Below are 22880 nucleotides of genomic sequence, written 5' to 3' on the forward strand. Positions count from 1 at the left end.
TACAAGAGGCGTATCGATGGCCCAGCATCTGCTCCCCGAACAACGCCAGCAGGCGACCCTGCACACCGTGGTGCTGGCGACCGAGGTGCTGCACCACGCGGGCGTGCCGCGCCCGAAGCTGCTGGAAGGCAGCGGCATTGGCGAAGCGGACCTGCTGACACCGGAGAAGCTGATCACCCACGCCCAGGAGCTGCGGGTCTTCGCCAACGCCCTCAACTGCCACCACGACCCGGCGCTGGGCCTCTACCTGGGCCTGCGCATGCATGTCTCGGCTTACGGAATCCTGGGTTACAGCATGCTTGCCAGCCGCACCCTGCGCGATGCGCTGCAACTGGCGCTGTCCTTTCCCGAGCTGCTGGGCACCTACTTCCGCCTGGCGCTGACGCCGCAGGGCGATGAGGTGCACCTGACTGCCGACGGCTACCGCTACGCGCCGGAGCTGACGGTGTTCAACACCGAACTGTGCCTGACCTCGCTGCTGACGGTGATCCGCGACCTGCTCGGCGAATCGGTGCGCCCGCGCCGGCTGCTGCTCGCCTACCGTCCGCCGCTGCACGCGGAGACCTACACCGAGCGCCTCGGCTGCCCGGTGGATTTCGGCGCGCCAACCAGCGCGCTGTGCTTCAGCCCCGGCCTGCTGGACCGCCCGCTGCCACTGGCCGACCCGGTCAGCTGCCACAACGGCGTGCAGCAATGCCTGCGCATGAGCGCCACGCTCAGCAGCCGCGGCGACATGATCGACCAGTTGCGCGAGCACCTGGCCAGCCACCTGCAGGACACCGCCAGCCTGGACACCGTGGCGCGCCACCTGCACCGCTCCACCCGTACCCTGCGCCGCCACCTGCAGCAGCAGAACACCAGTTATCAACAGGTGCTCGACGAGGTGCGTTTCGACCGTGCGCGGCAGTTGCTCAAGGATACTGACCTGCCGATCTACCTGATCGCCGAGCAGTTAGGTTATAGCGAGACGGCCAGCTTCCGGCATGCCTTCCAGCGCTGGAGTGGGGCGAGTCCGAGCCTGTATCGGGGCTAGGTGCAGACCGGCGCCCCCTCTCCCTAACCCTCTCCCTGAACTTTCCGGAGCAAGCGGAAAGTCCCGCGCTCGCCGGCTGACTCCATTCCATCCAAAGAACTCCGCACGGCTCCCTCTCCCTTCAGGGAGAGGGCAAAGCCAGTCCACGCGCCAGAGCCGATCGGTTCGCGAGCAAGCTCGCTCCTACAAAAAGCCCGGCAGACGACACACCGCTGACGCCCGAAATCCAGCGTTCCAGGCGCCATTTTCAACTTGGCCTGATTTATCCCTTATTGGCCTGATCTATCGTTCTGCGCATCCCGGCGCTTGGTCATTATCAATCCGCAGCTAGGTGAAACGGCCCTAGAAACCGTAAAACCTCAACAATAACAACTGCTTAACTGCATGGTACGAGCATGACCAGCGCGATCACCATCGAGCGGATATGCATGGAGTTCGGTACACCCGGACAAGGCCTCAAGGCCCTGGACGACGTGTCACTGGAAATCCGCGCCAACGAATTCTTCACCCTCCTCGGCCCGTCGGGCTGCGGCAAGACCACCTTGCTGCGACTGATCGCAGGCTTCGAACAACCCTCCTCCGGCAGCATTCGCCTGTATGGCGACGCGATGGAAGGCCTTCCGCCCTTCAAGCGCCCGGTCAATACCGTCTTCCAGAGCTATGCCCTGTTCCCACACATGACCGTGGCGGAGAACATCGCCTTCGGCCTGGAAATGCAGGGCAAGCAACGCAGCGACATCGACGCCACCGTGCAGAAGATGCTCGACCTGGTGCGCCTGCCCGACGTCGGCAAGCGCCGCGCCGACCAGCTCTCCGGCGGCCAGCAACAGCGCATCGCTCTAGCTCGCGCGCTGGCCAGCAGGCCCAAGGTGCTGCTGCTCGACGAATCCCTCTCGGCACTCGACTTGAAGCTGCGCAAGGAAATGCAGATCGAGCTCAAGCGCCTGCAGCACGAGACCGGCATCACCTTCATCTTCGTCACCCACGACCAGGAAGAAGCGCTGACCATGTCCGACCGCATCGCGGTAATGAGCCGCGGCAAGGTCATGCAGATCGGCACGCCCACCGAGATCTACGAGGCACCGGTCAACCGCCTGGTGGCCGACTTCATCGGCGAGACCAATTTCCTCGAAGGCGAATCCAGCGGCGATAGCGTACGCCTGGCCGACGGCCAGACGCTGCCGGCCGCCACCACCCTGCCCGGCAAGGTGACCCTGGCGATCCGCCCGGAGCGCACCGAGCTGGCGCAGGACGGCCAGCTCGAAGGCGTAGTCGAGAACATCGTCTACGTCGGCACCGACACCGTGTACCACCTCAATGTCGCCGGTCAGGGCGGCTTCCGCGTACGTCAGCAGAACCGCGACGGCGCTCTTTCCACCCACGCGCCCGGCGCGCGGGTGCGGGTCCGTGTTCCCGCCACCGCCATCCGGGTGCTGGCCGAATGAGTACAACACTACGCGCGCAAGCGGAACGCCAATCACTGTTCAAGCGCCTGGCCCTGACCAGCCCGGCGATGATCATGCTGGTGGTGTTCCTGGTCCTGCCGCTGGGCATCATGTTCGCCGTGTCGGTCCAGGCACCGGGGGACTATGGCGGCGTGAAATGGGGCCAGCACACCGTCGAGGCCTACATCAATTTCCTCTGGGAGCGCGACCTGGACGACAGCCTGTCGTTCAACGCCGACTACCTGGGCATCTTCCAGCGCTCGTTCTGGCTGTCGATCCTGACCACCCTGGGCTGCGTGCTCATCGGCTTCCCCACCGCGCTGTACCTGGCGCTGCAGGACGAACGCCGGCGCAACCTGCTGCTGTTCCTGGTCACCGTGCCGTTCTGGACCAACCTGCTGGTGCGGGTCTACGCCTGGATGCTGCTCCTGCGCAACGGCGGGCTGATCGACGAAGGGCTGCACGGGCTGGGCTTCTCCGACGCATCGCTGGGCATCCTCTACACCGACAACGCGGTGATCATCGGCCTGCTCTACACCTACCTGCCGTTCATGGTCCTGCCCATCTACACCAGCCTGGAGAAGATGGACTGGCGCCTGGTGGAAGCGGCCTTCGACCTGGGCGCCAACCGCTGGAAGGCGCTGAAGCGGATCATCATTCCGCTGGCCATGCCCGGCATCGTCGCCGGCTGCATCCTGGTATTCATTCCCTCGCTGGGCAGCTACATCATTCCCGAGCTGCTGGGGGGCGGTAAGTCGCTGATGATCGGCAACCTGATCCAGTTGCAGTTCGGCACGGCGCACAACTGGCCGTTCGGCGCGGCGCTGTCCTTCGCCCTGCTCGCCTTCGTGCTGCTGGCGATGCTGATCTACAGCATGCGGTTCAAACAGGGCGCATCGGGAGGTCATCCATGAAGTCGGCCAACCCGCTGTGGAAGTTCACCGGGGTCCGGCCCGCCGCCTGGCTGTTCTTCGCCTTCCTCTATATCCCGATCTTCGTGCTGGTGGTGCTGAGCTTCAACAGCGGCCAATCGGCCACGCTGTGGGAAAGTTTCAGCCTGAAATGGTACGCCGTGGTGGCGGACGATCCGGAAATCCTCCGCGCAGCGAAGAACTCGCTGATCGTCGCCACCCTGGCCACCGTCGTCGCCACCACCCTGGCCACGCTCGCCGCGCTAGGCATGCGCGGTCGCACATTCCGCGGGCAGACGCTGATGAGCGGCGTACTGGGCCTGCCGCTGCTGGTGCCGGAGATCGTCACCGCCGTGGCGACGCTGATGTTCTTCGCCTTCATCGGCCTGAAGCTGTCGCTGTTCACCATCCTGCTGGCGCACATCGTGTTCTGTATTCCCTTCGCCTACCTGCCGATCCGCGCCCGTCTCGAAGGCATGGACCCACGGCTGGCGGAAGCGGCGGCGGACCTCTATGCCTCGCCGTGGAAGACCTTCTGGAAGGTGACCTTCCCGCTGCTGACGCCGGGGATCGTGTCCGGGGCGATGCTGGCGTTCATCATCTCGATGGACGACTTCGTCATCACCTACTTCGTCGCCGGTGCCGGTGCCACTACCCTGCCGGTGTATATCTTCAGCTCCATCCGAATGGGGATTTCCCCGAAGATCAACGCCATATCATCAATAATACTGTTGATTTCCATCGCGTTCGTTGCGTTGTCGTACTACGTCGGCCAGCGTCGCCGCTGACCTCCTGCCGCCAATCAAAACAACATTGCAAGGAGCTTCACCGATGAAATTCCGCCGTACCCCCATCGCCCGCACGCTCGTCGCCGCCAGCCTGCTGCTGGCCGGCAGCGCCCATGCCGACGGCACCCTGCACTTCGCCAACTGGTCCGACTACTTCCCGCCGGAACTGTTGAAGAAGTTCGAGAAGGACACCGGCATCCACGCCACCCTGGACTCCTACGACAGCAACGAAACCCTGCTGGCCAAGCTGAAGGCCGGCGGCGGCGCGTACGACGTGGTCGTACCGTCGGACAGCTTCATCGAGATCTTCGTCAAGGAAGGCCTGCTGCAGAAGCTCGACAAGTCGCAGCTGCCGAACCTGGCCAACCTCAAGGACAAGTTCAAGACCCTGACCTACGACCCGGGCCACGACTACTCCGTGCCCTACCTGTGGGGCACCACCGGCTACAGCTACGACAGCGCCAAGGTGCCAGGCGGCAAGCTGGATGAAAGCTGGAAGCCGTTCTTCGAGCCGCCGGCGGAGCTGAAAGGCAAGGTGGTGGCGCTCAACTCCATCGAGGAGCTCTATGCCCCCGCGTCCTACTACCTGGGCGTCGACGAATGCACCGAGGACCCGAAAGAGGCGGCGAAGATCCAGGACCTGCTGCTCAAGCAGAAACCCATGCTGGCCATGTACAACAGCGACGGCACCATCGAGCGCATGGCCGCCGGCGAGGTTTCCATGCACCAGCAATGGAACGGCGCCTTCCACCGCGCCCACGCCCAGCGCGCCAGCCTGGTCTACGTCTATCCCAAGGAAGGCGTGCGCCTGTTCATCGACAACCTGACCATTCCCAAGGACGCCACCAACATCAAGGAGGCCCACGCCTTCCTGAACTGGATGATGCAGCCCGAGAACATCGCCCTGGCCTCCAACTTCGCCAAGTACAACAACGCGATCGAAGGCTCGGACAAGTTCATGGACAAGGAGCTGTTCGACGACCCGGCGATCAACACCCCGGCGGACAAGCTGGATCGCCTGAAGCCCTTCAAGCTCTGTTCGCCCAAGGCGCTGCAACTGCGTTCCAAGGTCTGGACCAAACTGAAGAAATGACCCACAGGTCACCCGGCGCGGCGGTTCGCGTCGGGTGATTCTGACAGCCATTTTGGCCATTTCGATCCCTTTTTGACCCTTTGCAGAGTTCTGCCCGGCACCCCTGGTTGCTAGAGTCGGGCGGCTCGCGCAGGGAGCGGCTGGAAAGGCGGCCAGCCCCTACACCATCGCAGATGGCGCAGGGATTTCCCGAGGGAACGCGAGCGCGTTATCCACAAGAACAAATGCCCCGAGAACGCCCATGACCAGCTTTTGCGTCACCCTGCAGCACACACCCTCATTCCTCGCGCGTCGTCATCGCTGCGGCTGAGCCGTAAACCGATGACTACAGGACGGCCACCGAACGCCGCCCGCCCGCAAGACAACAACAATCGCGAGGACTCCCCCATGGCCAGCCAACACAGCGCCAGCACAGCTCACACCCAACAGGGCACCCCGGCCAACGCCGACGCCCGCCTGAAACGCGTCCTGGGCCTGCCCGCCCTGGTCTTCTTCGGCCTGGTCTACATGGTCCCGCTGACCATGTTCACCACCTACGGCGTGGTCACCGAGATGACCGGCGGCCGCACTGCCAGCGCCTACCTGATCACCCTGCTGGCGATGCTGTTCACCGCCGCTTCCTACAGTTTCATGGTGCGCAAGTACCCGATCTCGGGTTCTGCGTATTCCTACACCAGCCTGAGCTTCGGCCCGGTGGTCGGCTTCCTGTCCGGCTGGTCGCTGCTGCTCGACTACCTGTTCCTGCCGATGATCAACTATCTGCTCATCGGCCTGTTCATGAACATCGCCTTCCCGGAAATCCCGGCCTGGGTGTTCGTGGTCGCCTCCATCGCCCTGGTGACCGTGCTCAACGTGGTCGGCATCAGCCAGGTGGCCGGCATGAGCAACGTCATTGTCGGCGCGCAACTGGTGTTCATCGTGGTGTTCGTGATCATGTCGATCAAGACACTGGCCGGCGGCGCGGCGATCGACTTCAGCCTGCCCTTCGTCGGTGACGGCACCCAGCCCGGCTTCGCCCCGCTGATGGCCGGCGCCGCGGTGTTGTGCCTGTCGTTCCTGGGCTTCGACGCGGTCTCGACCATGGCCGAGGAAACCCGCGACGCCCGCCGCGACATTCCCCGCGCGATCATCATCACCACCGTCATCGCCGGCCTGATGTTCACCCTGCTGGCGATCATCAGCCAGCTGGTGTTCCCCGGCAGCGTGTTCCAGAACGCCGACTCGGCGGCCAACGAAGTGATGCTCAAGGCCGGCGGCCAGTTCCTCGGCAACTTCTTCACCTCCGCCTATATCGCCGGTTGCATCGGCTCGGCGCTGGCATCCCAGGCCTCGGTATCGCGCATCATCTTCACCATGGGCCGCGACGGCATCCTGCCGCGCAGCCTGTTCGGCACCTTGCACGCGCGCTTCCAGACCCCGGTGGTGGCGATCCTGGTGGTCTCGGCGATCTCGTTGCTGGCCATCGTGCTGGACCTGACCACCCTCGCCTCGATGATCAGCTTCGGTGCGCTGGTGGCCTTCTCCGTGGTCAACCTGGCGGTGATCCGCACCTACCTGGGCGTGGAGCGCCGTCGCGGCGCGAAGAACGTCCTGCTGTACGGCGCCATCCCGTTCATCGGCCTGTGCCTGACCCTGTGGCTGTGGACCAGCCTCTCGCAGATGACCCTGATCGTGGGCCTGAGCTGGTTCGCCGTCGGCTTCGCCTACCTGGCGGTGCATACCGGCGGCTTCCGCCGCAAGGCACCGAGTGTGAATTTCGAGGAAAACGCCTGAAAGCCCGTTGACGATCTCGCGAGCTAGAGCAGAACAAGGCGAAATCGGTGGAGGGAGCGGAATTTACACGCAGTAAATGAGCATCCCGAGACCGATTTCAACGCAGTTATGCCGACGCGCAGCAGATCGTAGACAGGCCGAGATAACCGGAACCTAACCGGGCGCCTTGTGCGCCCTCAGGAGCGCGTGATGTTGACGATCTACACCGACGACCATCGCTTGCACCACGGTCAGCACGAGCTGATCGGCGGCCAGTTCACCCCCTGCTTCGAAAAGCCCAGCCGCGCCGACATGGTGCTGGACCGGGCCAAGGCGGTGAAACTGGGCGACATCCAGGCCCCACGCGACTTCGGCCTGGAACCCATCCTGAGGGTGCACAGCGAAGGCTTCGTGCGGTTCCTGCAACACGCCTGGCGTGACTGGCTGGCCACCGGCCGCACCCACGACATGCTGCCGATCTGCTGGCCGACCCGCCGCCTGCGGCAGAAGGAGCCGGACAGCATCGACGGCCGCCTGGGCTACTACAGCCTGGACGCGGGCGCACCGATCACCGCCGGCACCTGGCAGGCGGTGCTCAGCTCGGTGAACGTGGCGATGACCGGCCAGGCCGAACTGGCCAAGGGCGCGCGCTCGGTGTTCTCGCTCTGCCGTCCGCCGGGCCACCACGCCTCGGCGGACTTCATGGGCGGATACTGCTTCTTCAACAACGCCGCCATCGCTGCCCAGTCGATCCTCGACCAGGGCGCGAACCGCGTGGCCATCCTCGACGTCGACTACCACCACGGTAACGGCACCCAGGACATCTTCTACGACCGCGCCGACGTGCTGTTCACCTCGATCCACGGTGACCCGCGTTTCGAGTATCCCTACTTCCTCGGCTACGCCGACGAGAAGGGCCAAGGCGTTGGCGAAGGCTTCAACTTCAACTATCCGCTGGCCTCGGGCAGTGACTGGTCGGTCTGGAGCCTGGCATTGCAGGCGGCGATCCGGCAGATCTCGGCGTACAAGCCGGACGTGCTGATCGTGTCGCTGGGCGTGGACACTTACAAGGAAGACCCGATCTCCCAGTTCAAGCTGGACAGTCCGGACTACCTGCGCATGGGCGAGGCAATCGGCAAGCTCGGCCTGCCGACCCTGTTCGTCATGGAAGGGGGTTATGCGGTGGAAGAGATCGGTATCAATGCGATCAACGTATTGCAAGGCTTCGAAAGCATCGGCTGACGCACTCGAAAGCAAAAAAGCCGCGCCGGGGATGGGGTTCCCGGCGCGGCTTTTTTTATCGAGAGCGGATTACTGGAGGATTTCCACGCGATCCACATCGATATCGGTGGGCTTCTGCTTGTGGTGGTCAACCTCACCCGTCAGGCGCACCTTGGTGTTCTCGGAGACCGAAGTACCCGCTGGCCAATCGTCGTGGTCGATCTCGACCTGGATGCTGCCGGTGGCGTCCTTGAACTCGTAGTGCTCGCTGCTGATGCGCTTGGTGATGGTGCCTTCGAGCACGACCTTGGTGTCATCGGCGGCGGCCTGGGCCTGCTTCACCGTGGTGATCGGGCCGGCAGCGGCGGCGGCGGGCTGGGCATCGCTGCCCGGGCCGGTGTAACCGCCAGCGGCGAAGGTGACGGTGGAGAACAGGCCAGCGGCGGCGATCAGCGGGAGGTGAGTCAGTTTCATGGAAGTGCCTCCTTGGGCGTTTTCGATGGGCTCAGCCTAGTGCCGACGGCTGAAACCATCCTGAATCGGGACTTAATCCAAGCTTAAGACCGCAAACGCCCACATTGCTCCGATCTAAATCAGTTCCCCTCGCCGGACTGCGCCTCGCGCTTGAACACGTAGAAGAGGTCAGGCTCGCTGACCATGTAGATGGTGCCCTGCTCGTCGATGGCGACGCCCTCGGCACGCGGGATCCGATCATCCAGGCCGTTGAGTCCCCCGAGCAGGCTGATGAAGCTGATCGGCTCGCCCTTCTCGTCAAGCTCCAGCAGCAGGTGCGACTCCGCCGACAGCACCAGGGTATGGCCGGTGCGCGGGTCGATGCTCAGCGCCGAGACGTTGGTCATCAGCAGATCACTGGGCAGGGGCTGGAGCGCACCGTTCAAGCTGGCCCCGCCGTCGCTGGCGAGGCTGAACAGCGCCAGCGGGTCACGTTCCTGGCCCAGCACCAGGCGATGCTGCCGTGGGTCCCAGGCGATACCCTCGATGCCCTTGTTCTTCTTGCCGCGCGGGCCGAGATCGAAGCTGGACAACTTTGCGGTGCTCAGCTCGCGGGTCTGCGGGTCGACATGGAAGATGGTCAGGGAATTCTGGCGCTCGTCGGTCACGGCGATATTGCCGTTTTCCAGCACCGCCACGCCTTCCGGGTTCGACATGCCCAGCAACGGAATCACCCGCAGCACATCCCCGGTGAGCGACAGTTCGGCCAGCAGCGGCTTCTTGCCGGTCACGGTGAACAGGGTGCGGGTCACCGGGTTGTAGGCCAGGTCGGAGGTCTCCTGCCCCTCGATGCCGCCCTTGAGAGGTTTGGCCTGGATGACCGCCCGATAACCGGGCAACCAGATGCTTTCCGAGCGCGCCTGAGTGCTGGTGTCCTGCTCGCGCAACCAGAGACGCGCACGGTCATCCCAGTGGAAGCGGGATGTCAGGTAGCCGAGCACAATCAGGATGAACAGCAAGGCCAGCAACAGCCAGCGAGGACGAAGGACGGACATGGTCATGGCGACTCTTGTTGATCAGCACGGGCAAGGCATCCCGCAACAAGCGAAGGCCGCACAATCGGCGGCCTTCGGCGGGACAACGGAGTTAAAGCACGCGGCTTTCGAATCGGCTGGCGCCGGGAAGTTCCAGCACCACGTCACTGCCGCTCTTGAGCGGGCCGACACCGACCGGCGTGCCGGTGGACACCACGTCGCCCGGCTGCAGCGAGAAATGGCCGCAGATGTGCTGGATCAGCGGCACGATGGGGTTGAGCATGTCGCGGCTGTTGCCGTCCTGGCGGACTTCGCCGTCGATGGTCAGGCGGATGCCGATGTCCGTCGGGTCCGGGAAGTGGTCGGCGCTGACGAAGGGCGCCAGCACGAAGGCGCCGTCGAAGGACTTGGCCAGTTCCCACGGCAGGCCCTTTTCCTTCAGCTTGGCCTGCACGTCGCGCAGGGTCAGGTCCAGGGCCGGGGCGTAGCCGGAAATGGCGTCCAGCACTTCCTCGGCACTCGGCTTGCGCGACAGCGGCTTGCCGATCAGCACGGCGATTTCCGCCTCGTAATGCACCGAGCCGCGGTCCTCGGGAATGGAGAAACCGCCAGCCTGGGAAACCGTGCAGGAACCGGGCTTGATGAATAGCAGCGGCTCGGTCGGCACCGGGTTGTTCAGCTCCTTGGCGTGCTCCGCGTAATTGCGGCCGACGCACACCACCTTGCCCAGGGTGAAATGGATCGGGGTGCCATCGACGTACTGATGCTGGTAACTCATGACCGACTCCTGCAACGGATGGAAGAGATGATCCGCGCGGGGCTCGTGATCCCGCACAGTTGCCCGCATCCTGCCGGCGTACGCGCCACTTCCCGTGACGCTGACGTGCGAAGGGCCGGCCCCTCTATCCCAGAGAACCGGCCCTTCTGGATACCGCAGCTTATTCGGCGAAGATCTTGCCGGGGTTCATGATCCCGTTCGGGTCGAACACCGCCTTGACCGCCTTCATGTAGCCGATTTCAGCCTCGGAGCGAGAGTAACCCAGGTAATCGCGCTTGGTCATGCCCACGCCGTGCTCGGCGGAGATCGAGCCGTTGTACTTCTGCACGGTCTCGAACACCCACTTGTTGACGGTCGCGCACTTGGCGAAGAACTCGTCCTTGCTCAGGTTCTCGGGCTTGAGGATGTTCAGGTGCAGGTTGCCGTCGCCGATGTGGCCGAACCACACCACTTCGAAGTCGGGGTAGTTGGCTTCGACGATGGTATCGATGTCCTTGAGGAAGGCCGGGACCTTGCTCACGGTGACCGAGATGTCGTTCTTGTACGGCGTCCAGTGGGAGATGGTCTCGGAGATGTACTCGCGCAGCTTCCACAGGTTCTGCAGCTGCTGCTCGCTCTGGCTCATCACGCCGTCCAGCACCCAGCCCTGCTCTACACAATGTTCGAAAGTCGCCAGCGCCTCGTTGGCCACTTCCTCGGTGGTCGCTTCGAATTCCAGCAGCGCGTAGAACGGGCAATCGGTCTCGAAGGCCGGCGGTACGTCGCCACGGGCCATGATCTTGGCCAGGGCCTTGTCGGAGAAGAACTCGAAGGCGGTCAGGTCCAGCTTGCTCTGGAAGGCATGCAGCACCGGCATGATCGAATCGAAGTCCGGGGTGCCGAGGACCATCGCGGTGAGGTTCTTCGGCTGGCGCTCCAGGCGCATGGTGGCCTCGACCACGAAGCCCAGGGTGCCTTCGGCGCCGATGAACAGCTGGCGCAGGTCGTAGCCGGTGGCGTTCTTGATCAGATCCTTGTTCAGCTCCAGCAGGTCGCCCTTGCCGGTGACGACCTTCATGCCGGCCACCCAGTTGCGGGTCATGCCGTAGCGAATGACCTTGATCCCGCCGGCATTGGTGCCGATGTTGCCGCCGATCTGGCTGGAACCGGACGATGCGAAGTCCACCGGGTAATAGAGGCCGTGCTCTTCGGCGAAGGTCTGCAGCTGCTTGGTGATCACGCCCGGCTGGCAGACCGCGGTGCGGTCGAATTCGTTGAATTCGACGATCTTGTTCATGTAGTCGAAGGCCACGACCACTTCGCCATTGGCGGCGACGGCAGCGGCGGAGAGCCCGGTACGGCCACCCGAGGGAACCAGCGCGACCTTGTGCTCGTTGGCCCAGCGGACGATGGCCTGGACCTGCTCGGTGCTCTTGGGGAAGGCGATCGCCAGGGGCGCCGGGGCGAAATGCTTGGTCCAATCCTTGCCGTAGGTGTCGAGGGAATCGGCGTCTGTCAGCAGCTTCCCGGCATCCAGCAGGGGCTTGAGCGATTCGATCAGGGCGTCGCGGGTCATTGGAGGAACTCTCAAATGGTTCATGGTCGTCCTGAGAACAGCTCAGGTCGCAACCGGGCAAGGAAAAGGGAGAACATGCTAGCATACGCACCCCACGCAGATCGCCACCTGGCGCCAAGCTTGGCACCGGCCGGTCCGGCCTGAGCTGTTCAATTTCTCGCCACATCCCGGGACTACAGGTTCAAAGCAGATGAGCAAGACTTCTCTCGACAAGAGCAAGATCAAATTCCTTCTCCTTGAAGGCGTGCACCAGAACGCCGTCGACACCCTCAAGGCGGCCGGCTACTCCAACATCGAGTACCTCAAGACCGCACTGTCCGGTGACGAGCTGAAGGAAAAGATTGCCGATGCCCACTTCATCGGTATCCGCTCCCGCACCCAGCTGACCGAAGAAGTCTTCGACGCTGCCAAGAAGCTGATCGCCGTTGGTTGCTTCTGCATCGGCACCAACCAGGTCGACCTGAACGCGGCCCGCGAGCGCGGCATCGCCGTGTTCAACGCGCCCTACTCCAACACCCGCTCGGTCGCCGAACTGGTGCTGGCCGAAGCCATCCTGCTGCTGCGCGGCATCCCGGAAAAGAACGCCTCCTGCCACCGTGGCGGCTGGATCAAGTCCGCCGCCAACTCCTTCGAGATCCGCGGCAAGAAGCTGGGCATCGTCGGCTACGGCTCGATCGGCACCCAGCTCTCGGTCCTGGCCGAAGCCTTAGGGATGCAGGTGTACTTCTACGATGTCGTGACCAAGCTGCCGCTGGGTAATGCCCAGCAGGTCGGCAACCTGCACGAGCTGCTCGGCATGTCCGACATCGTCTCGCTGCACGTGCCGGAACTGCCGTCCACCCAGTGGATGATCGGTGAGAAGGAAATCCGCGCTATCAAGAAAGGCGGCATCCTGATCAACGCCGCCCGCGGCACCGTGGTCGAGCTGGACCACCTGGCCGCCGCGATCAAGGACGAGCACCTGATCGGCGCCGCCATCGACGTGTTCCCGGTCGAACCCAAGTCCAACGACGACGAGTTCGAAAGCCCGCTGCGCGGCCTGGATCGCGTGATCCTGACCCCGCACATCGGCGGCTCCACTGCCGAAGCCCAGGCCAACATCGGCCTGGAAGTGGCCGAGAAGCTGGTCAAGTACAGCGACAACGGTACCTCGGTATCTTCCGTCAACTTCCCGGAAGTCGCCCTGCCGTCGCACCCGGGCAAGCACCGCCTGCTGCACATCCACGAGAACATCCCGGGTGTGATGAGCGAGATCAACAAGGTGTTCGCCGACAACGGCATCAACATCTCCGGCCAGTACCTGCAGACCAACGACAAGGTCGGCTACGTGGTGATCGACGTCGACGCCGAATACTCGGACCTGGCGCTGGAGAAGCTGCAGCACGTCAACGGCACCATCCGCAGCCGCGTGCTGTTCTAAGCGCAGCCCGGTCAGAAAAAAGGAGGCTTCGGCCTCCTTTTTTCATGCCTGGAGAAAGATCACTTCACATTGACGGTGATCTGCTGCGACTCCACCGGCGGGTCGAACGGCACGTGGTTCTTGTCGCCTACCAGCAGTTGCAGGGTGTGCTTGCCCGGCGGCAGCGTCACCTGGGTCTCGGTCTGGCCCTTGCCGAAATGCTTGATCTGGTCGGTCATCGGCAGCGGCAGGTTCATCACCGGCTGCTCCTTGAGGTCGATCAGCAGGTGGTGGTGGCCGGTGGCTGGCGAGTCCACGCCCGCCGGCGCGACGCCCATGCCCTTGAGGCCGAATTTGACGGTGAAGGTCTTGTCCACCGTGGCACCGTCGACCGGCTCGATGAAGTACACCTTCGCGCCTTCCGGAGCCGGGGTACGCGGGATATCGGCGGCAACGGCAGAGGTGCCGGCGAGCAGCGCGGCAAGGCCCAGGCAAGGCAGCAGGGTTCTCATGTTCTTCTCCTTCTACATGGAAATCGAAAGGCGAAGGACCCGCTCAGGCCGGCCTTGCCTCACGCATGGAACGCACAAGCATAGGCGCCGCGGCGCGAGGCTCAAGCAAAATAGTGCATCTTCGAGTGACGCAGAGTGCTCTAGCCTCCGGCTTCCAGCCCGGCCAGGCAGACGGCGGCGGCATCCAGCTCTTCCTCGCTGAACACCAGAACGCCCATGCGCTTGAGCGCAGCGGCGGTCACACCTTCGCCAACGACCTTCCGCCCGCTGAAGCTGCCGTCGTAGTTCTCGCGGTTGCCGCAGGAGGGGCTGCGCGCCTTGAGCACCGCCAGTCGGATATCGTGGCGACGCACCAGTGCCATGGCTTCCTCGGCGCCGAGCAGGAAGGCGTCGCTGACGTCCTCGCCGTCCACTGTCACCACCGGCCGAACACGTTCCAGAACGGCCATGCCCTGGCCTCCGGGGATCTCTGCCGGAGCGCGGGGCGTCGGCAGGCCGCCGGCGACTTCCGGGCACAGCGCCACCACCCGCCCCTGGTCCAGCCAGCGCGATAGCAGGTCGAACGGCCCGTGCGCACCGCCGTCGTAACGGACGCGATGGCCAAGCAGGCAGCGGCTGACGAGAACCTTCTGCATGGGCGAATCACTCCCTTTGGGAAGGGGACAGACTAGCCGCTCGCCGTTTGGCGGTCACGCCGGGTAACGCAACTTTCATCGGACCGTGTGTCGCAACAGGTTTCCGCCCCGCCGAAAGTCGGGTTCTTGAGCGGCTCGCCGGCCGTCGGCACTGTGCTGAAACACAACCTTCGACGGGAACAGCCGCCCGGCACTGGCTGCCCCGCAGGCAGCCGCCCAGACTCGCGCATCGGCCAATCGCCATGGAGCCTCCCTCATGCCTCGCTTCTTGCTCTGCACCGCCACCTTCGCTGCGCTGTCCTACCTGCCCTTGGCTTTCGCCGAGCTCCAGGCGCTGGACAACGAACACTTGGGCGCCGTCACCGGCCAGGACGGCATCAGCATCCGCACCGACGTGCTGGCGCACATGGACAGCGTGGCCTGGAAGGACGACGGCGGCAGCGTCTCGCTGCGCAACGTGTTCATCGACAACGGTTGCGTGAATGCCGGCGACTGCCCGGACGGCCGCGGTGGCAACCTGCCCTACGGCCCCGCCCAACTGGGCCTGAGCCTGCCGATCTTCGGCATCGAGCAACCGACCCTGCAGGTGGATGTGGTGCAGGGCGCTGGCGGCCAGCAGCAACTGGCACTGACCCTGCCGGATCTCACCACCATCAACCAGCAGCTGAATGCGAGCGGCCTGCCGTCGCAGACCATCCGGATGCGGGTGACCGGCGATCTTTACGTGGGCGGAGGACGGCTGGGAACCATCGAAGTGCGCGATATCCAGGACATCAGCGGCACACTGAAGATCTGGGGGCACTGACCCCACACGGACGCCTCAGAGCGGAGCGTCACCGCGGCGGCGGAACCAGCCGGTGAGCGAGAGGCGCTCGTGACTGGCCGGCAGCACCTCATGGGGGAATTCGCCGGAGAGGAACACCACCAGCCGGCCGGCCAGTGGCGGCAGGTCCAGCGTCCGTTCGTCGGGGAAGTACATGCGTAGTTCGCCGCCCTGCTCCACCGACCAATCCCGATTCAGGTAGAACACCGCCGAGACAGTGCGACGATCGTCGTCGCGGAAGCGATCGAGATGCTTCTGATAAAAGGCGCCCGGCGGGTAGAGCGCGAAGTGCCCTTCGAAGTCTTCCAACCCCAGGTACAAGGAGCGATTGATCTGCCGGCGCAACTCGTCCAGCGCCCCCAGGTAAAGGTCGCAGGCCTTGGACTGGCCGGGCTCGAGCCACTGGATGCGGTCGCCGCGAATACCTTCGCGCACGGCCTGCCCATCGCCCCGGCCGATGGCCGCAGCGGCCAGCTTGCCGGCTGCGTCACGGGCACGGCATTCCGTCGCCAGCTCAGCGATCAGGGCATCGGGAAGGAAGGCGTCCTGCTGCGACCAGCCCTTCTCGGCGAGGTCGTCAACGATGTTTTTCAGGAGGGGGCCTTGCATGAATGGAGAAGGGGCGTCGAAATGCATCGCGTATTGTAACGTCCGGCGCCAGTGTCTCGACAAGCGGGGCAAGCCTTGCCGACAATAGCCCCCGGCGAGCGAACCCTGCCGCCCAAAAGGAGTTGCAATGCGCGTACTGCTGGCCCTCACCCTTCTTGTACTGGGCATGCCTGCCCTGGCCGACAACTACCAGCGCCTGTACCAGGCCGCCGGCTGGCCGGAACAGCGAGCGCACTTCAATGACGCCCTGCACGCCGCGCAGAAGCGTTACCAGGGCAATCTGCCGCCGGCGCTGTACCAGACGCTGGTGGACAACAGCAACCAGCGCTTCGCCCCCGCCGACATCGACCAGCGCGCCCTCAACGGCCTGCGCCAGAACCTACCGGACAGCTCCGCGGCGGTGAACTTCTTCGAATCCCCGCTGGGCCGCAAGGTCGCCGGCGCCGAGACCCTGGCCACTCGCAGCGATCAGTTGCAGAAGTACGCCAACGGCCTGCCACGCCAGCAGGCCAGCGATGCGCGCAAGCAGATCGCCCACCGCCTGAGCCAGGTGCTGCCGGCCCGCGAAGCCGGTGCCGAAGTGAGCCTGGCGCTGGCCAGCGTGGCCGCCGACAGCCTCAGCCAGATGCTCCCCGGCCTGCTCGGCGGCGGCACTACCCAGGGCATGCTCGAAGGCCAGCGGCAGAAGCTGATGGGGCAGATTGGCGCCGATCTCGACAACACCCTGCTGTACGTCTATCGCGGTCTGAGCGATGCCGAGCTGGGCCAGTTCGCCGATTTCAGCGAGTCGCCAGCCGGGCGCGAATATTACCGCGCCGCACTGGCCGCCCTTAAGGCCGGATTAAGCGTTTCCTCCAGCGGGCAATGATAGGAATAACCTTACCGTCCTAGCGGACCACTCCGAGAAGCGCTCCCCCTAGAATGGCGCCCGCTGTACAGAGGGTGGCGCCTGAGGATCATGGCGCATGGAGTGAAGGACACACCCTCGACTACAGCGACTTCGCCCCGCGTCCCCCCCCGGCTATGCCATCCGCTCACTGAGAAAATCGAAGTAACGTCTGCGCAGCGTCTCGCTCTCGTTCGCCAGGTGGTGACGCGCGCCGGTCAGCAGCAGGCATTCGATCTTCTCGAACTTGTCTTCCAGCACCTTCAGGTTGTAGCGCCAGTCCACCGTCTCGTCGGCGTCGCCCTGCACCACCAGCAGGCTCTGCGCGCCATGGCCGGCGGCCTCGATACGCGGAATCCAGCGCGCCAGTGCGCCCACCCAGGCCGTCGGCAGGATCTTCGGCTGCAGCGGATCGCGATCACGCAGGAAGGCGAGGAATTCGGCGTCGCTGGAGTTCTCGCTGAACCGTCGCGGAATCGAGTCCACGAACGGTCGCAGCAACTGATAGCTGAATTTCGACCAGCCCCAGGCCCGGGGCCGCACCAATGGCGCCAGCAGGATGGTCCGCCCGAGTTCCGGACGGAGCGCGCCGGTGAGCAGGTAATCCAGCAATATCGCCCCGCCGGTGCTCTGCCCACAGAGGTGCCAGGGTTGCGGCAGGTCCAGCGCCTGGGCCTGGTTGAGCAGTGCGCCCAGCACTATCTGGTACTCGGCGAAGTCGCCAATGCTGGCAGCCGCGCCACCGGACAGGCCGTGGCCCGGCAGGTCGCAGGCCAGCACCGCGAAGCCCATGTCCAGCGCCCAGTCGATCACGTGGCGGTACAGCCCCATGTGGTCGTAATAGCCATGCAGCAGCACCACCGTCCCCCGCGCCAGCACCGGCCGCCAGTACTGCGCGGCGATCTGGTAGCCCCCGGCCTCGAAGGTGCCCAGGCGGCTCTGCAGTCCCGGGTGGCGCCCATGCAGGTCCAGGCCGTAGAAATGCTGGTACAGCGCGATGCCGACTTCGTTCGCCTCTGCGGTCAGAGGTCGCAGCAGGGTGCGCAGCAGATCGGGCTGGAAGGCTTCAGGCATGGGCGTTTCGCTTCTGGCAGGCGGGTAACGGAAGGAGCGCGCGGAGCAGCCGGATATTCTGCCGCGCCCGCCCCCGTGGCAAGCTTGTCGGCTATCTTACCGACTCTGTCACTGGTCGCTGCCATGTCCTCACGTCAAAAGTCGCTGCTTACCTGGCTGATTGCCGCGCTCTGCCTGGGCACGCTGCTCGCCACCTACTGGTGGTACGAGAACCGCTTCATCCGCCCCTTCAGCCATCAGCCGCAGCTGTTCTCCGGCGACCACCTGATGCTGCCCGCGCAGCTGGCCGGTCCCGGAAAGATCCGCCTGGTGCATTTCTGGGACCCGGCCTGCCCGTGCAACGTCGGCAACCAGCAGCACCTCGCCGAGCTGATCCAGCGCTTCGGCCCGCAGGGCGTGGAATTCTTCGCCGTGCAGAAGCCAGGCACCCGCGGCCACCTGCCCGACACGCTCAGCGCCATGCGCGCGCTGGACTCACTGCCCGGCGCCGGGCAATTGCCGGCCAGCCCCGCCGTGGCGATCTGGAACGCCCAGGGCGAGCTGGCCTATTTCGGGCCCTACAGCGAAGGGGCGGTGTGCACCTCGGGCAACAGCTTCATCGAACCGATCCTCGACGCGCTGGTGCAGGGGCGCCAGGTCAACGCGACCCACACCCTGGCCGTGGGCTGCTATTGCCCGTGGGACGAAACGAAGCACTGAGCCGCATCAACGAAGACGATGGCCAATCCGTGACTACACTTGGTTCGCCGGCCCATGAAGGGCTGATCGTCACCAAGGAGCTTTTCGCATGCGTCTTCATTCCGCCTTCGCCTTCTGCGCCGCTCTCTCCACCGGGTTCGCCCTGCCCCTGGCCGCCCACGCCGAAGATACCCCCAGCAGCAGCCAAGTCATGGAGCAGCACAAGCAGGCCATCAACAACCGCATCGCCGACATCGACTACAAGCGCAAGCGCATCGTCGAAGCCAACATGAAGCTCACCCCGCAGGAGACTGAGAAGTTCTGGCCGATCTACAACAGCTACCGCACCGAGGCGGACAAGCTGAGCAAGCAGACGCTGGCGATCATCATCGACTACGCCAACAGCTATAACACCGGCTCGGTGAGCAACGACGAGGCAGCGAAACTGCAGAAACAGGTGCTGGAGCTGCAGGACGACCGCCAGGATCTCAAGGAGAAATACCTCAAGCGCATCGCCAAGGAAGTCTCGCCGCAGCGCGCGCTGCGCTTCCTGCAGATCGAAGACCAGCTGGACGCGATGGCGCTGCTGGAAGTCAGCCGCGAAATCCCGCTGGCCGAGTAGCCCTCAGCCTTCGGTGCCGCCTCGCAGGCGCTGGCGATAGCGCTCGGGCGGCACCGAATACCAGCGCCTGAAGGCACGATAGAACGGCGACACCTCGGCAAACCCGCAGGCCCGCGCCACCTCGCGAATCGCCACGCCCTGCTCCAGCAACTGCGCCGCACGCTGCCGGCGTACTTCCTCGCGCACCTCCCTGAACGTCTGCGCCCGGCTCGCCAGGTTGCGCTGCAGCAGCCCTGCGCGCACGCCCAGTTCGCGAGCACAACTTTGCAGGGTGCACTCCCCCTCCCCCAGGCGGATGCCAATCAGGTAGCGCAGGCGATTGAGCAGGTCGTTCTCGTCCAGCGTGCCCAGCTGTTCTCGCGCATGCTCGGTGAGCAGGCGGTGCAGCACCGGGTTGCCGGTACGCGAAGGCCTCGCCAGCAGGGCCCGGTCGAAGAGCAAGGCGTCATGGGGCTTGCCGAAGCTGGGCGTCAGGCCGAACAGCCGTCGGTGCTCGCTCAGGCGGCGTGGCTGGGGGTGGCGGAACTCCACGGCCTGGACACGGAACTCATCGTCGGTGATCAGCGCCAGCTGCTTGAGAAACAGCAGCATCAGGCACTCCATCTGCTGCCGCAGGTTGCTGATGCCCAGGTAGTTGAGGTCGAGGATCAGCCGTACCCGGTCGCCCTCTTCATGCATCTGTGCGGCGAAGCCACCGGAGAGGATGTGCTGGAAACGCAGGAAGCTCTGCAGCGCCTCGCGCAGGTCGCCGCTGGCCATCTGCAGGTAGCCGACCACATCGAGCAGACGCGGCCTCATCGCCTCGCCCAGGTGCAGGCCGATGTCGGGATCGCCGGTGATGTCGTCGAGGGTCGTCCAGAATAGCGGGGCATCGTCATGTACCAGCCGGCCACTCTGCGCCGGCGGCGGCAGGCGGACCTTCTGCAAGGCCTGGCGGTAGATGTCGGTCGGATCGAAGCCCAGCACGGACAGCGCCTCGTACAACTGGCGGCGCAGGGTGGCGGACTGAGTCATGGCTGGCGCTGCCGGGAAATTCAGCTCTGGGGCGGACATGCTTCCTCCTGGGATTGACCGAAGAGTTCCAGCCATGAGGCATTTGGTCAATGAACGCCATGCAACTTCCTTTGCAGAATCGCCGCATAACAACAAGGAGTTGCCCCATGAAACGCACTTTGACTGTCCTCGCTGTCGTTGTCGTCGCTGCCGCGGCGGGCGCTGGCTGGTACCTGCACGGCAAGCAGCCGGTACGCGACGGACAACTGCCGCTGGCCGGCCTCGCCAGCGAAGTCACGGTTCGCTACGACGAGCGTGGCGTGCCGCACATCAAGGCCGGCAGCGAGGAGGACATGTACCGGGCGATCGGTTACGTGCATGCCCAGGACCGGCTGTTCCAGATGGAAATACTGCGGCGCCTGTCCCGCGGCGAGCTGGCCGAAGTGCTCGGGCCCAAGCTGGTGGACACCGACCGCATGTTCCGTAGCCTGCGCATCCGCGACCACGCGGCGGAGTATGTGAAGACGCAGGACAAGAATTCCCCGGCCTGGAAGGCCCTGGTCGCCTACCTCGATGGCGTCAACCAGTTCCAGGACAGCCACCCGCGCCCGGTGGAGTTCGACATCCTCGGCATACCCAAGCGCCCCTTCACGCCCGAGGACACCGTCAGCGTCGCCGGCTACATGGCCTACAGCTTCGCCGCCGCCTTCCGTACCGAACCGGTGCTGACCTACGTGCGCGACCAACTGGGCGCGGATTACCTGAAAGTCTTCGACCTCGACTGGCACCCCAACGGCGTCCTCACGCCGTCCCCGTTGGCCGCCGCCGACTGGCAGGACATGAGCGCCATCGCCCAGCTCAGCCACGCGGCCCTGGAGAAGGCCGGCCTGCCGCAGTTCGAAGGCAGCAACGCCTGGGCCGTGTCCGGCAGCCGCACCAAGAGCGGCAAGCCGCTGCTGGCGGGTGACCCACACATCCGCTTCGCCGTGCCGGCAGTGTGGTACGAGATGCAGGCCAGCGCGCCGGGGTTCGAGCTGTACGGCCACTACCAGGCGCTCAACCCGTTCGCCTCGCTGGGCCATAACCTGCAGTTCGGCTGGAGCCTGACCATGTTCCAGAACGACGACGTCGACCTGGTCGCCGAGAAGGTCAACCCGGACAACCCCAACCAGGTCTGGTACCACGGCCAGTGGGTGGACCTGAAGAGCGAGGAGCAGAGCATCGCCGTGAAAGGCGAGGCGCCAGTGAAGATCACCCTGCGCAGCTCGCCCCACGGTCCGCTGGTCAATGACGCGCTGGGCACTGCCGCGGGCAAGACACCGGTGGCCATGTGGTGGGCCTTCCTGGAAACCCAGAACCCGATCCTCGATGCCTTCTACGAGCTGAACCGCGCCGATACCCTTGCCAAGGCCCGCACGGCGGCTTCGAAGATCCAGTCGCCGGGCCTCAACGTGGTATGGGCCAACGCCCGCGGCGACATCGGCTGGTGGGCATCGGCGCAATTGCCGGTACGCCCGGACGGGGTCAACCCGAACTTCCTGCTCGACGGCGCCAGCGGCCAGGCCGACAAGACCGGCTTCTACCCCTTCAGCGAGAACCCGCAGGAAGAAAACCCGGCGCGCGGCTACATCGTCTCGGCCAACTTCCAGCCGGTACCGGCCAACGGTCGCCCGGTGCCGGGCTACTACAACCTGCCCGACCGCGGTCAGCAACTGAACAAGCGCCTGTCCGACGATTCGGTGAAATGGGACCTGCAGAACAGCCAGGCGCTGCAACTGGACACCGCCACCGGCTATGGCCCGCGCTTCCTCAAGCCGCTGCTGCCGATCCTGCGTGAAGCCGCGGCAACCGACGAAGAGAAGGCGCTGGTGGAGAGCCTGGCCAACTGGCAGGGCGACCATCCGCTGGACTCCGTGACCGCCACGCTGTTCAACCAGCTCCTCTACCAGGTGGCAGACGGCGCCATGCGCGACGAGATGGGCGACGCCTTCTTCGACAACCTGCTGTCCACCCGCGTGCTCGACGTGGCCCTGCCGCGCCTGGCCGCCGACGAGGGCTCGCCCTGGTGGGACAACCGCAAGACGCCGCAGAAGGAAACTCGCGCGGATATCGTCAAGGCCGCCTGGAAAGGCAGCCTGGCGCATCTGCGCACCACCCTCGGCCAGGACTCGAAACAGTGGCTGTGGGGTAAGGCGCACACCCTGACCCACGGCCACCCGCTGGGCCAGCAGAAGCCGCTGGATCGCCTCTTCAATGTCGGCCCATTCGCCGCGCCGGGCGGCCACGAGGTACCGAACAACCTCTCCGCCCGCGTCGGCCCGGCACCCTGGCAGGTGGTCTACGGCCCGTCCACCCGTCGCCTGATCGACTTCGCCGACCCGGCCCACAGCCTGGGCATCAACCCGGTGGGCCAGAGCGGCGTGCCCTTCGACAAGCACTACGACGACCAGGCCGAAGCCTACATCGAAGGCCAGTACCTGCCGCAGCACTACGATGAAAACGAGGTGAAGGCCAACACCAAGGGCATCCTGCGGCTGATCCCCGTCCGTCGCTGAGTTGCCTGCCGAAAATGAAAAACCCCGCTCC

The 22880-nt window shown here is 64.8% G+C and carries 22 protein-coding genes; 13 read left to right on the forward strand and 9 right to left on the reverse strand.

Annotated features, from left to right (window positions below; translation table 11 throughout):
- Positions 1-16 precede the first annotated feature (16 nt).
- The 7 genes from LDJ84_RS28350 (at position 17) to LDJ84_RS28380 (ending at position 8264) form a co-directional block, all read left to right on the forward strand.
- Complete coding sequence (locus LDJ84_RS28350; protein WP_065086550.1) at positions 17-1033, forward strand: AraC family transcriptional regulator; 1017 nt, start codon at positions 17-19, stop codon at positions 1031-1033.
- A gap of 395 nt (positions 1034-1428) precedes the next feature.
- Complete coding sequence (locus tag LDJ84_RS28355; protein WP_065086551.1) at positions 1429-2478, forward strand: ABC transporter ATP-binding protein; 1050 nt, start codon at positions 1429-1431, stop codon at positions 2476-2478.
- A complete protein-coding gene (locus tag LDJ84_RS28360; protein ID WP_024762163.1) occupies positions 2475-3392 on the forward strand; it encodes an ABC transporter permease in 918 nt (305 codons plus the stop codon). Before LDJ84_RS28355 ends, LDJ84_RS28360 begins: the two co-directional genes overlap by 4 nt.
- Positions 3389-4177 carry an ABC transporter permease gene (locus LDJ84_RS28365; RefSeq protein WP_065086552.1) on the forward strand — a complete coding sequence of 263 codons (789 nt, stop codon included), beginning with the start codon at positions 3389-3391 and terminating at the stop codon, positions 4175-4177. The genes LDJ84_RS28360 and LDJ84_RS28365 overlap by 4 nt, the downstream gene beginning before the upstream one ends.
- Before the next feature lie 43 nt (positions 4178-4220).
- Positions 4221-5270, forward strand: a complete 1050-nt coding sequence (locus tag LDJ84_RS28370; protein ID WP_024762162.1) for an extracellular solute-binding protein — start codon at positions 4221-4223, stop codon at positions 5268-5270.
- Positions 5271-5657: 387 nt separating this feature from the next.
- The gene (locus tag LDJ84_RS28375) at positions 5658-7043 is read left to right on the forward strand and encodes an APC family permease (protein WP_038803550.1); all 1386 of its coding nucleotides are present in this window, start codon (positions 5658-5660) and stop codon (positions 7041-7043) included.
- A 189-nt stretch (positions 7044-7232) separates the two neighbouring features.
- Positions 7233-8264, forward strand: a complete 1032-nt coding sequence (locus tag LDJ84_RS28380; RefSeq protein WP_017520827.1) for a histone deacetylase family protein — start codon at positions 7233-7235, stop codon at positions 8262-8264.
- 69 nt (positions 8265-8333) lie between these two features.
- On the opposite strand, the gene LDJ84_RS28385 is transcribed toward LDJ84_RS28380, so the two are convergent.
- From LDJ84_RS28385 to LDJ84_RS28400, 4 genes are all read right to left on the reverse strand, one after another.
- Positions 8334-8717, reverse strand: a complete 384-nt coding sequence (locus LDJ84_RS28385) for a NirD/YgiW/YdeI family stress tolerance protein (RefSeq protein WP_024762160.1) — start codon at positions 8715-8717, stop codon at positions 8334-8336.
- Positions 8718-8836: 119 nt separating this feature from the next.
- Complete coding sequence (locus LDJ84_RS28390; RefSeq protein WP_024762159.1) at positions 8837-9757, reverse strand: SdiA-regulated domain-containing protein; 921 nt, start codon at positions 9755-9757, stop codon at positions 8837-8839.
- Positions 9758-9842: 85 nt separating this feature from the next.
- Complete coding sequence (locus LDJ84_RS28395) at positions 9843-10508, reverse strand: fumarylacetoacetate hydrolase family protein (protein ID WP_024762158.1); 666 nt, start codon at positions 10506-10508, stop codon at positions 9843-9845.
- 160 nt (positions 10509-10668) lie between these two features.
- Positions 10669-12063 (reverse strand): FAD-binding oxidoreductase, encoded by a 1395-nt coding sequence (locus LDJ84_RS28400; RefSeq protein ID WP_024762157.1) that lies wholly within the window; start codon positions 12061-12063, stop codon positions 10669-10671.
- 190 nt (positions 12064-12253) lie between these two features.
- Between LDJ84_RS28400 and serA the strand changes: the two genes are divergently transcribed.
- Positions 12254-13483, forward strand: coding sequence for a phosphoglycerate dehydrogenase (serA, locus tag LDJ84_RS28405; RefSeq protein WP_024762156.1), 1230 nt, complete (start codon positions 12254-12256; stop codon positions 13481-13483).
- A 59-nt stretch (positions 13484-13542) separates the two neighbouring features.
- Here the strand turns inward: serA and LDJ84_RS28410 are convergent, their stop codons facing one another.
- Positions 13543-13974, reverse strand: a complete 432-nt coding sequence (locus tag LDJ84_RS28410) for a DUF4399 domain-containing protein (protein ID WP_024762155.1) — start codon at positions 13972-13974, stop codon at positions 13543-13545.
- Between the two features lie 140 nt (positions 13975-14114).
- On the reverse strand, positions 14115-14609 hold the full coding sequence (locus LDJ84_RS28415) for a DUF523 domain-containing protein (protein ID WP_037015473.1): 495 nt from the start codon (positions 14607-14609) through the stop codon (positions 14115-14117).
- Positions 14610-14865: 256 nt separating this feature from the next.
- On the opposite strand from LDJ84_RS28415, the gene LDJ84_RS28420 reads away from it, so the two are divergent.
- Positions 14866-15414 carry a DUF6160 family protein gene (locus tag LDJ84_RS28420; RefSeq protein WP_024762154.1) on the forward strand — a complete coding sequence of 183 codons (549 nt, stop codon included), beginning with the start codon at positions 14866-14868 and terminating at the stop codon, positions 15412-15414.
- 15 nt (positions 15415-15429) lie between these two features.
- Here LDJ84_RS28420 and LDJ84_RS28425 read toward each other — a convergent pair whose 3' ends face one another.
- Positions 15430-16041: a 2OG-Fe(II) oxygenase gene (locus LDJ84_RS28425; RefSeq protein ID WP_413247437.1), complete on the reverse strand. Its 612-nt coding sequence runs from the start codon at positions 16039-16041 to the stop codon at positions 15430-15432.
- A 127-nt stretch (positions 16042-16168) separates the two neighbouring features.
- On the opposite strand from LDJ84_RS28425, the gene LDJ84_RS28430 reads away from it, so the two are divergent.
- Entirely contained in the window at positions 16169-16909 is a 741-nt protein-coding gene (locus tag LDJ84_RS28430) for a hypothetical protein (RefSeq protein WP_024762152.1), read from the forward strand.
- A 153-nt stretch (positions 16910-17062) separates the two neighbouring features.
- Here the strand turns inward: LDJ84_RS28430 and LDJ84_RS28435 are convergent, their stop codons facing one another.
- On the reverse strand, positions 17063-18001 hold the full coding sequence (locus tag LDJ84_RS28435; protein ID WP_226045636.1) for an alpha/beta hydrolase: 939 nt from the start codon (positions 17999-18001) through the stop codon (positions 17063-17065).
- Positions 18002-18124: 123 nt separating this feature from the next.
- On the opposite strand from LDJ84_RS28435, the gene LDJ84_RS28440 reads away from it, so the two are divergent.
- On the forward strand, positions 18125-18700 hold the full coding sequence (locus LDJ84_RS28440) for a DUF6436 domain-containing protein (RefSeq protein WP_169887078.1): 576 nt from the start codon (positions 18125-18127) through the stop codon (positions 18698-18700).
- An 88-nt stretch (positions 18701-18788) separates the two neighbouring features.
- Complete coding sequence (locus tag LDJ84_RS28445) at positions 18789-19301, forward strand: transcriptional regulator (RefSeq protein ID WP_170859028.1); 513 nt, start codon at positions 18789-18791, stop codon at positions 19299-19301.
- 3 nt (positions 19302-19304) lie between these two features.
- On the opposite strand, the gene LDJ84_RS28450 is transcribed toward LDJ84_RS28445, so the two are convergent.
- Positions 19305-20354 (reverse strand): AraC family transcriptional regulator, encoded by a 1050-nt coding sequence (locus LDJ84_RS28450; protein WP_024762148.1) that lies wholly within the window; start codon positions 20352-20354, stop codon positions 19305-19307.
- 107 nt (positions 20355-20461) lie between these two features.
- Here LDJ84_RS28450 and LDJ84_RS28455 point away from each other — a divergent pair, with 107 nt between their 5' ends.
- Entirely contained in the window at positions 20462-22849 is a 2388-nt protein-coding gene (locus LDJ84_RS28455) for a penicillin acylase family protein (RefSeq protein ID WP_169887076.1), read from the forward strand.
- The last annotated feature ends 31 nt before the right edge of the window (positions 22850-22880 follow it).

This window comes from Pseudomonas sp. HS-18 (assembly GCF_020401845.1).
GTDB classification, from domain to species: Bacteria; Pseudomonadota; Gammaproteobacteria; order Pseudomonadales; family Pseudomonadaceae; genus Pseudomonas; species Pseudomonas nitroreducens.

Bases quoted from the DNA above. Each gene is read 5' to 3' on its own strand.
- LDJ84_RS28350 (WP_065086550.1), top strand. From the start codon at position 17: ATGGCCCAGCATCTGCTCCCCGAACAACGCCAGCAGGCGACCCTGCAC.
- LDJ84_RS28355 (WP_065086551.1), top strand. From the start codon at position 1,429: ATGACCAGCGCGATCACCATCGAGCGGATATGCATGGAGTTCGGTACA.
- LDJ84_RS28360 (WP_024762163.1), top strand. From the start codon at position 2,475: ATGAGTACAACACTACGCGCGCAAGCGGAACGCCAATCACTGTTCAAG.
- LDJ84_RS28365 (WP_065086552.1), top strand. From the start codon at position 3,389: ATGAAGTCGGCCAACCCGCTGTGGAAGTTCACCGGGGTCCGGCCCGCC.
- LDJ84_RS28370 (WP_024762162.1), top strand. From the start codon at position 4,221: ATGAAATTCCGCCGTACCCCCATCGCCCGCACGCTCGTCGCCGCCAGC.
- LDJ84_RS28375 (WP_038803550.1), top strand. From the start codon at position 5,658: ATGGCCAGCCAACACAGCGCCAGCACAGCTCACACCCAACAGGGCACC.
- LDJ84_RS28380 (WP_017520827.1), top strand. From the start codon at position 7,233: ATGTTGACGATCTACACCGACGACCATCGCTTGCACCACGGTCAGCAC.
- LDJ84_RS28385 (WP_024762160.1), bottom strand. From the start codon at position 8,717: ATGAAACTGACTCACCTCCCGCTGATCGCCGCCGCTGGCCTGTTCTCC.
- LDJ84_RS28390 (WP_024762159.1), bottom strand. From the start codon at position 9,757: ATGACCATGTCCGTCCTTCGTCCTCGCTGGCTGTTGCTGGCCTTGCTG.
- LDJ84_RS28395 (WP_024762158.1), bottom strand. From the start codon at position 10,508: ATGAGTTACCAGCATCAGTACGTCGATGGCACCCCGATCCATTTCACC.
- LDJ84_RS28400 (WP_024762157.1), bottom strand. From the start codon at position 12,063: ATGACCCGCGACGCCCTGATCGAATCGCTCAAGCCCCTGCTGGATGCC.
- serA (WP_024762156.1), top strand. From the start codon at position 12,254: ATGAGCAAGACTTCTCTCGACAAGAGCAAGATCAAATTCCTTCTCCTT.
- LDJ84_RS28410 (WP_024762155.1), bottom strand. From the start codon at position 13,974: ATGAGAACCCTGCTGCCTTGCCTGGGCCTTGCCGCGCTGCTCGCCGGC.
- LDJ84_RS28415 (WP_037015473.1), bottom strand. From the start codon at position 14,609: ATGCAGAAGGTTCTCGTCAGCCGCTGCCTGCTTGGCCATCGCGTCCGT.
- LDJ84_RS28420 (WP_024762154.1), top strand. From the start codon at position 14,866: ATGCCTCGCTTCTTGCTCTGCACCGCCACCTTCGCTGCGCTGTCCTAC.
- LDJ84_RS28425 (WP_413247437.1), bottom strand. From the start codon at position 16,041: ATGCAAGGCCCCCTCCTGAAAAACATCGTTGACGACCTCGCCGAGAAG.
- LDJ84_RS28430 (WP_024762152.1), top strand. From the start codon at position 16,169: ATGCGCGTACTGCTGGCCCTCACCCTTCTTGTACTGGGCATGCCTGCC.
- LDJ84_RS28435 (WP_226045636.1), bottom strand. From the start codon at position 18,001: ATGCCTGAAGCCTTCCAGCCCGATCTGCTGCGCACCCTGCTGCGACCT.
- LDJ84_RS28440 (WP_169887078.1), top strand. From the start codon at position 18,125: ATGTCCTCACGTCAAAAGTCGCTGCTTACCTGGCTGATTGCCGCGCTC.
- LDJ84_RS28445 (WP_170859028.1), top strand. From the start codon at position 18,789: ATGCGTCTTCATTCCGCCTTCGCCTTCTGCGCCGCTCTCTCCACCGGG.
- LDJ84_RS28450 (WP_024762148.1), bottom strand. From the start codon at position 20,354: ATGTCCGCCCCAGAGCTGAATTTCCCGGCAGCGCCAGCCATGACTCAG.
- LDJ84_RS28455 (WP_169887076.1), top strand. From the start codon at position 20,462: ATGAAACGCACTTTGACTGTCCTCGCTGTCGTTGTCGTCGCTGCCGCG.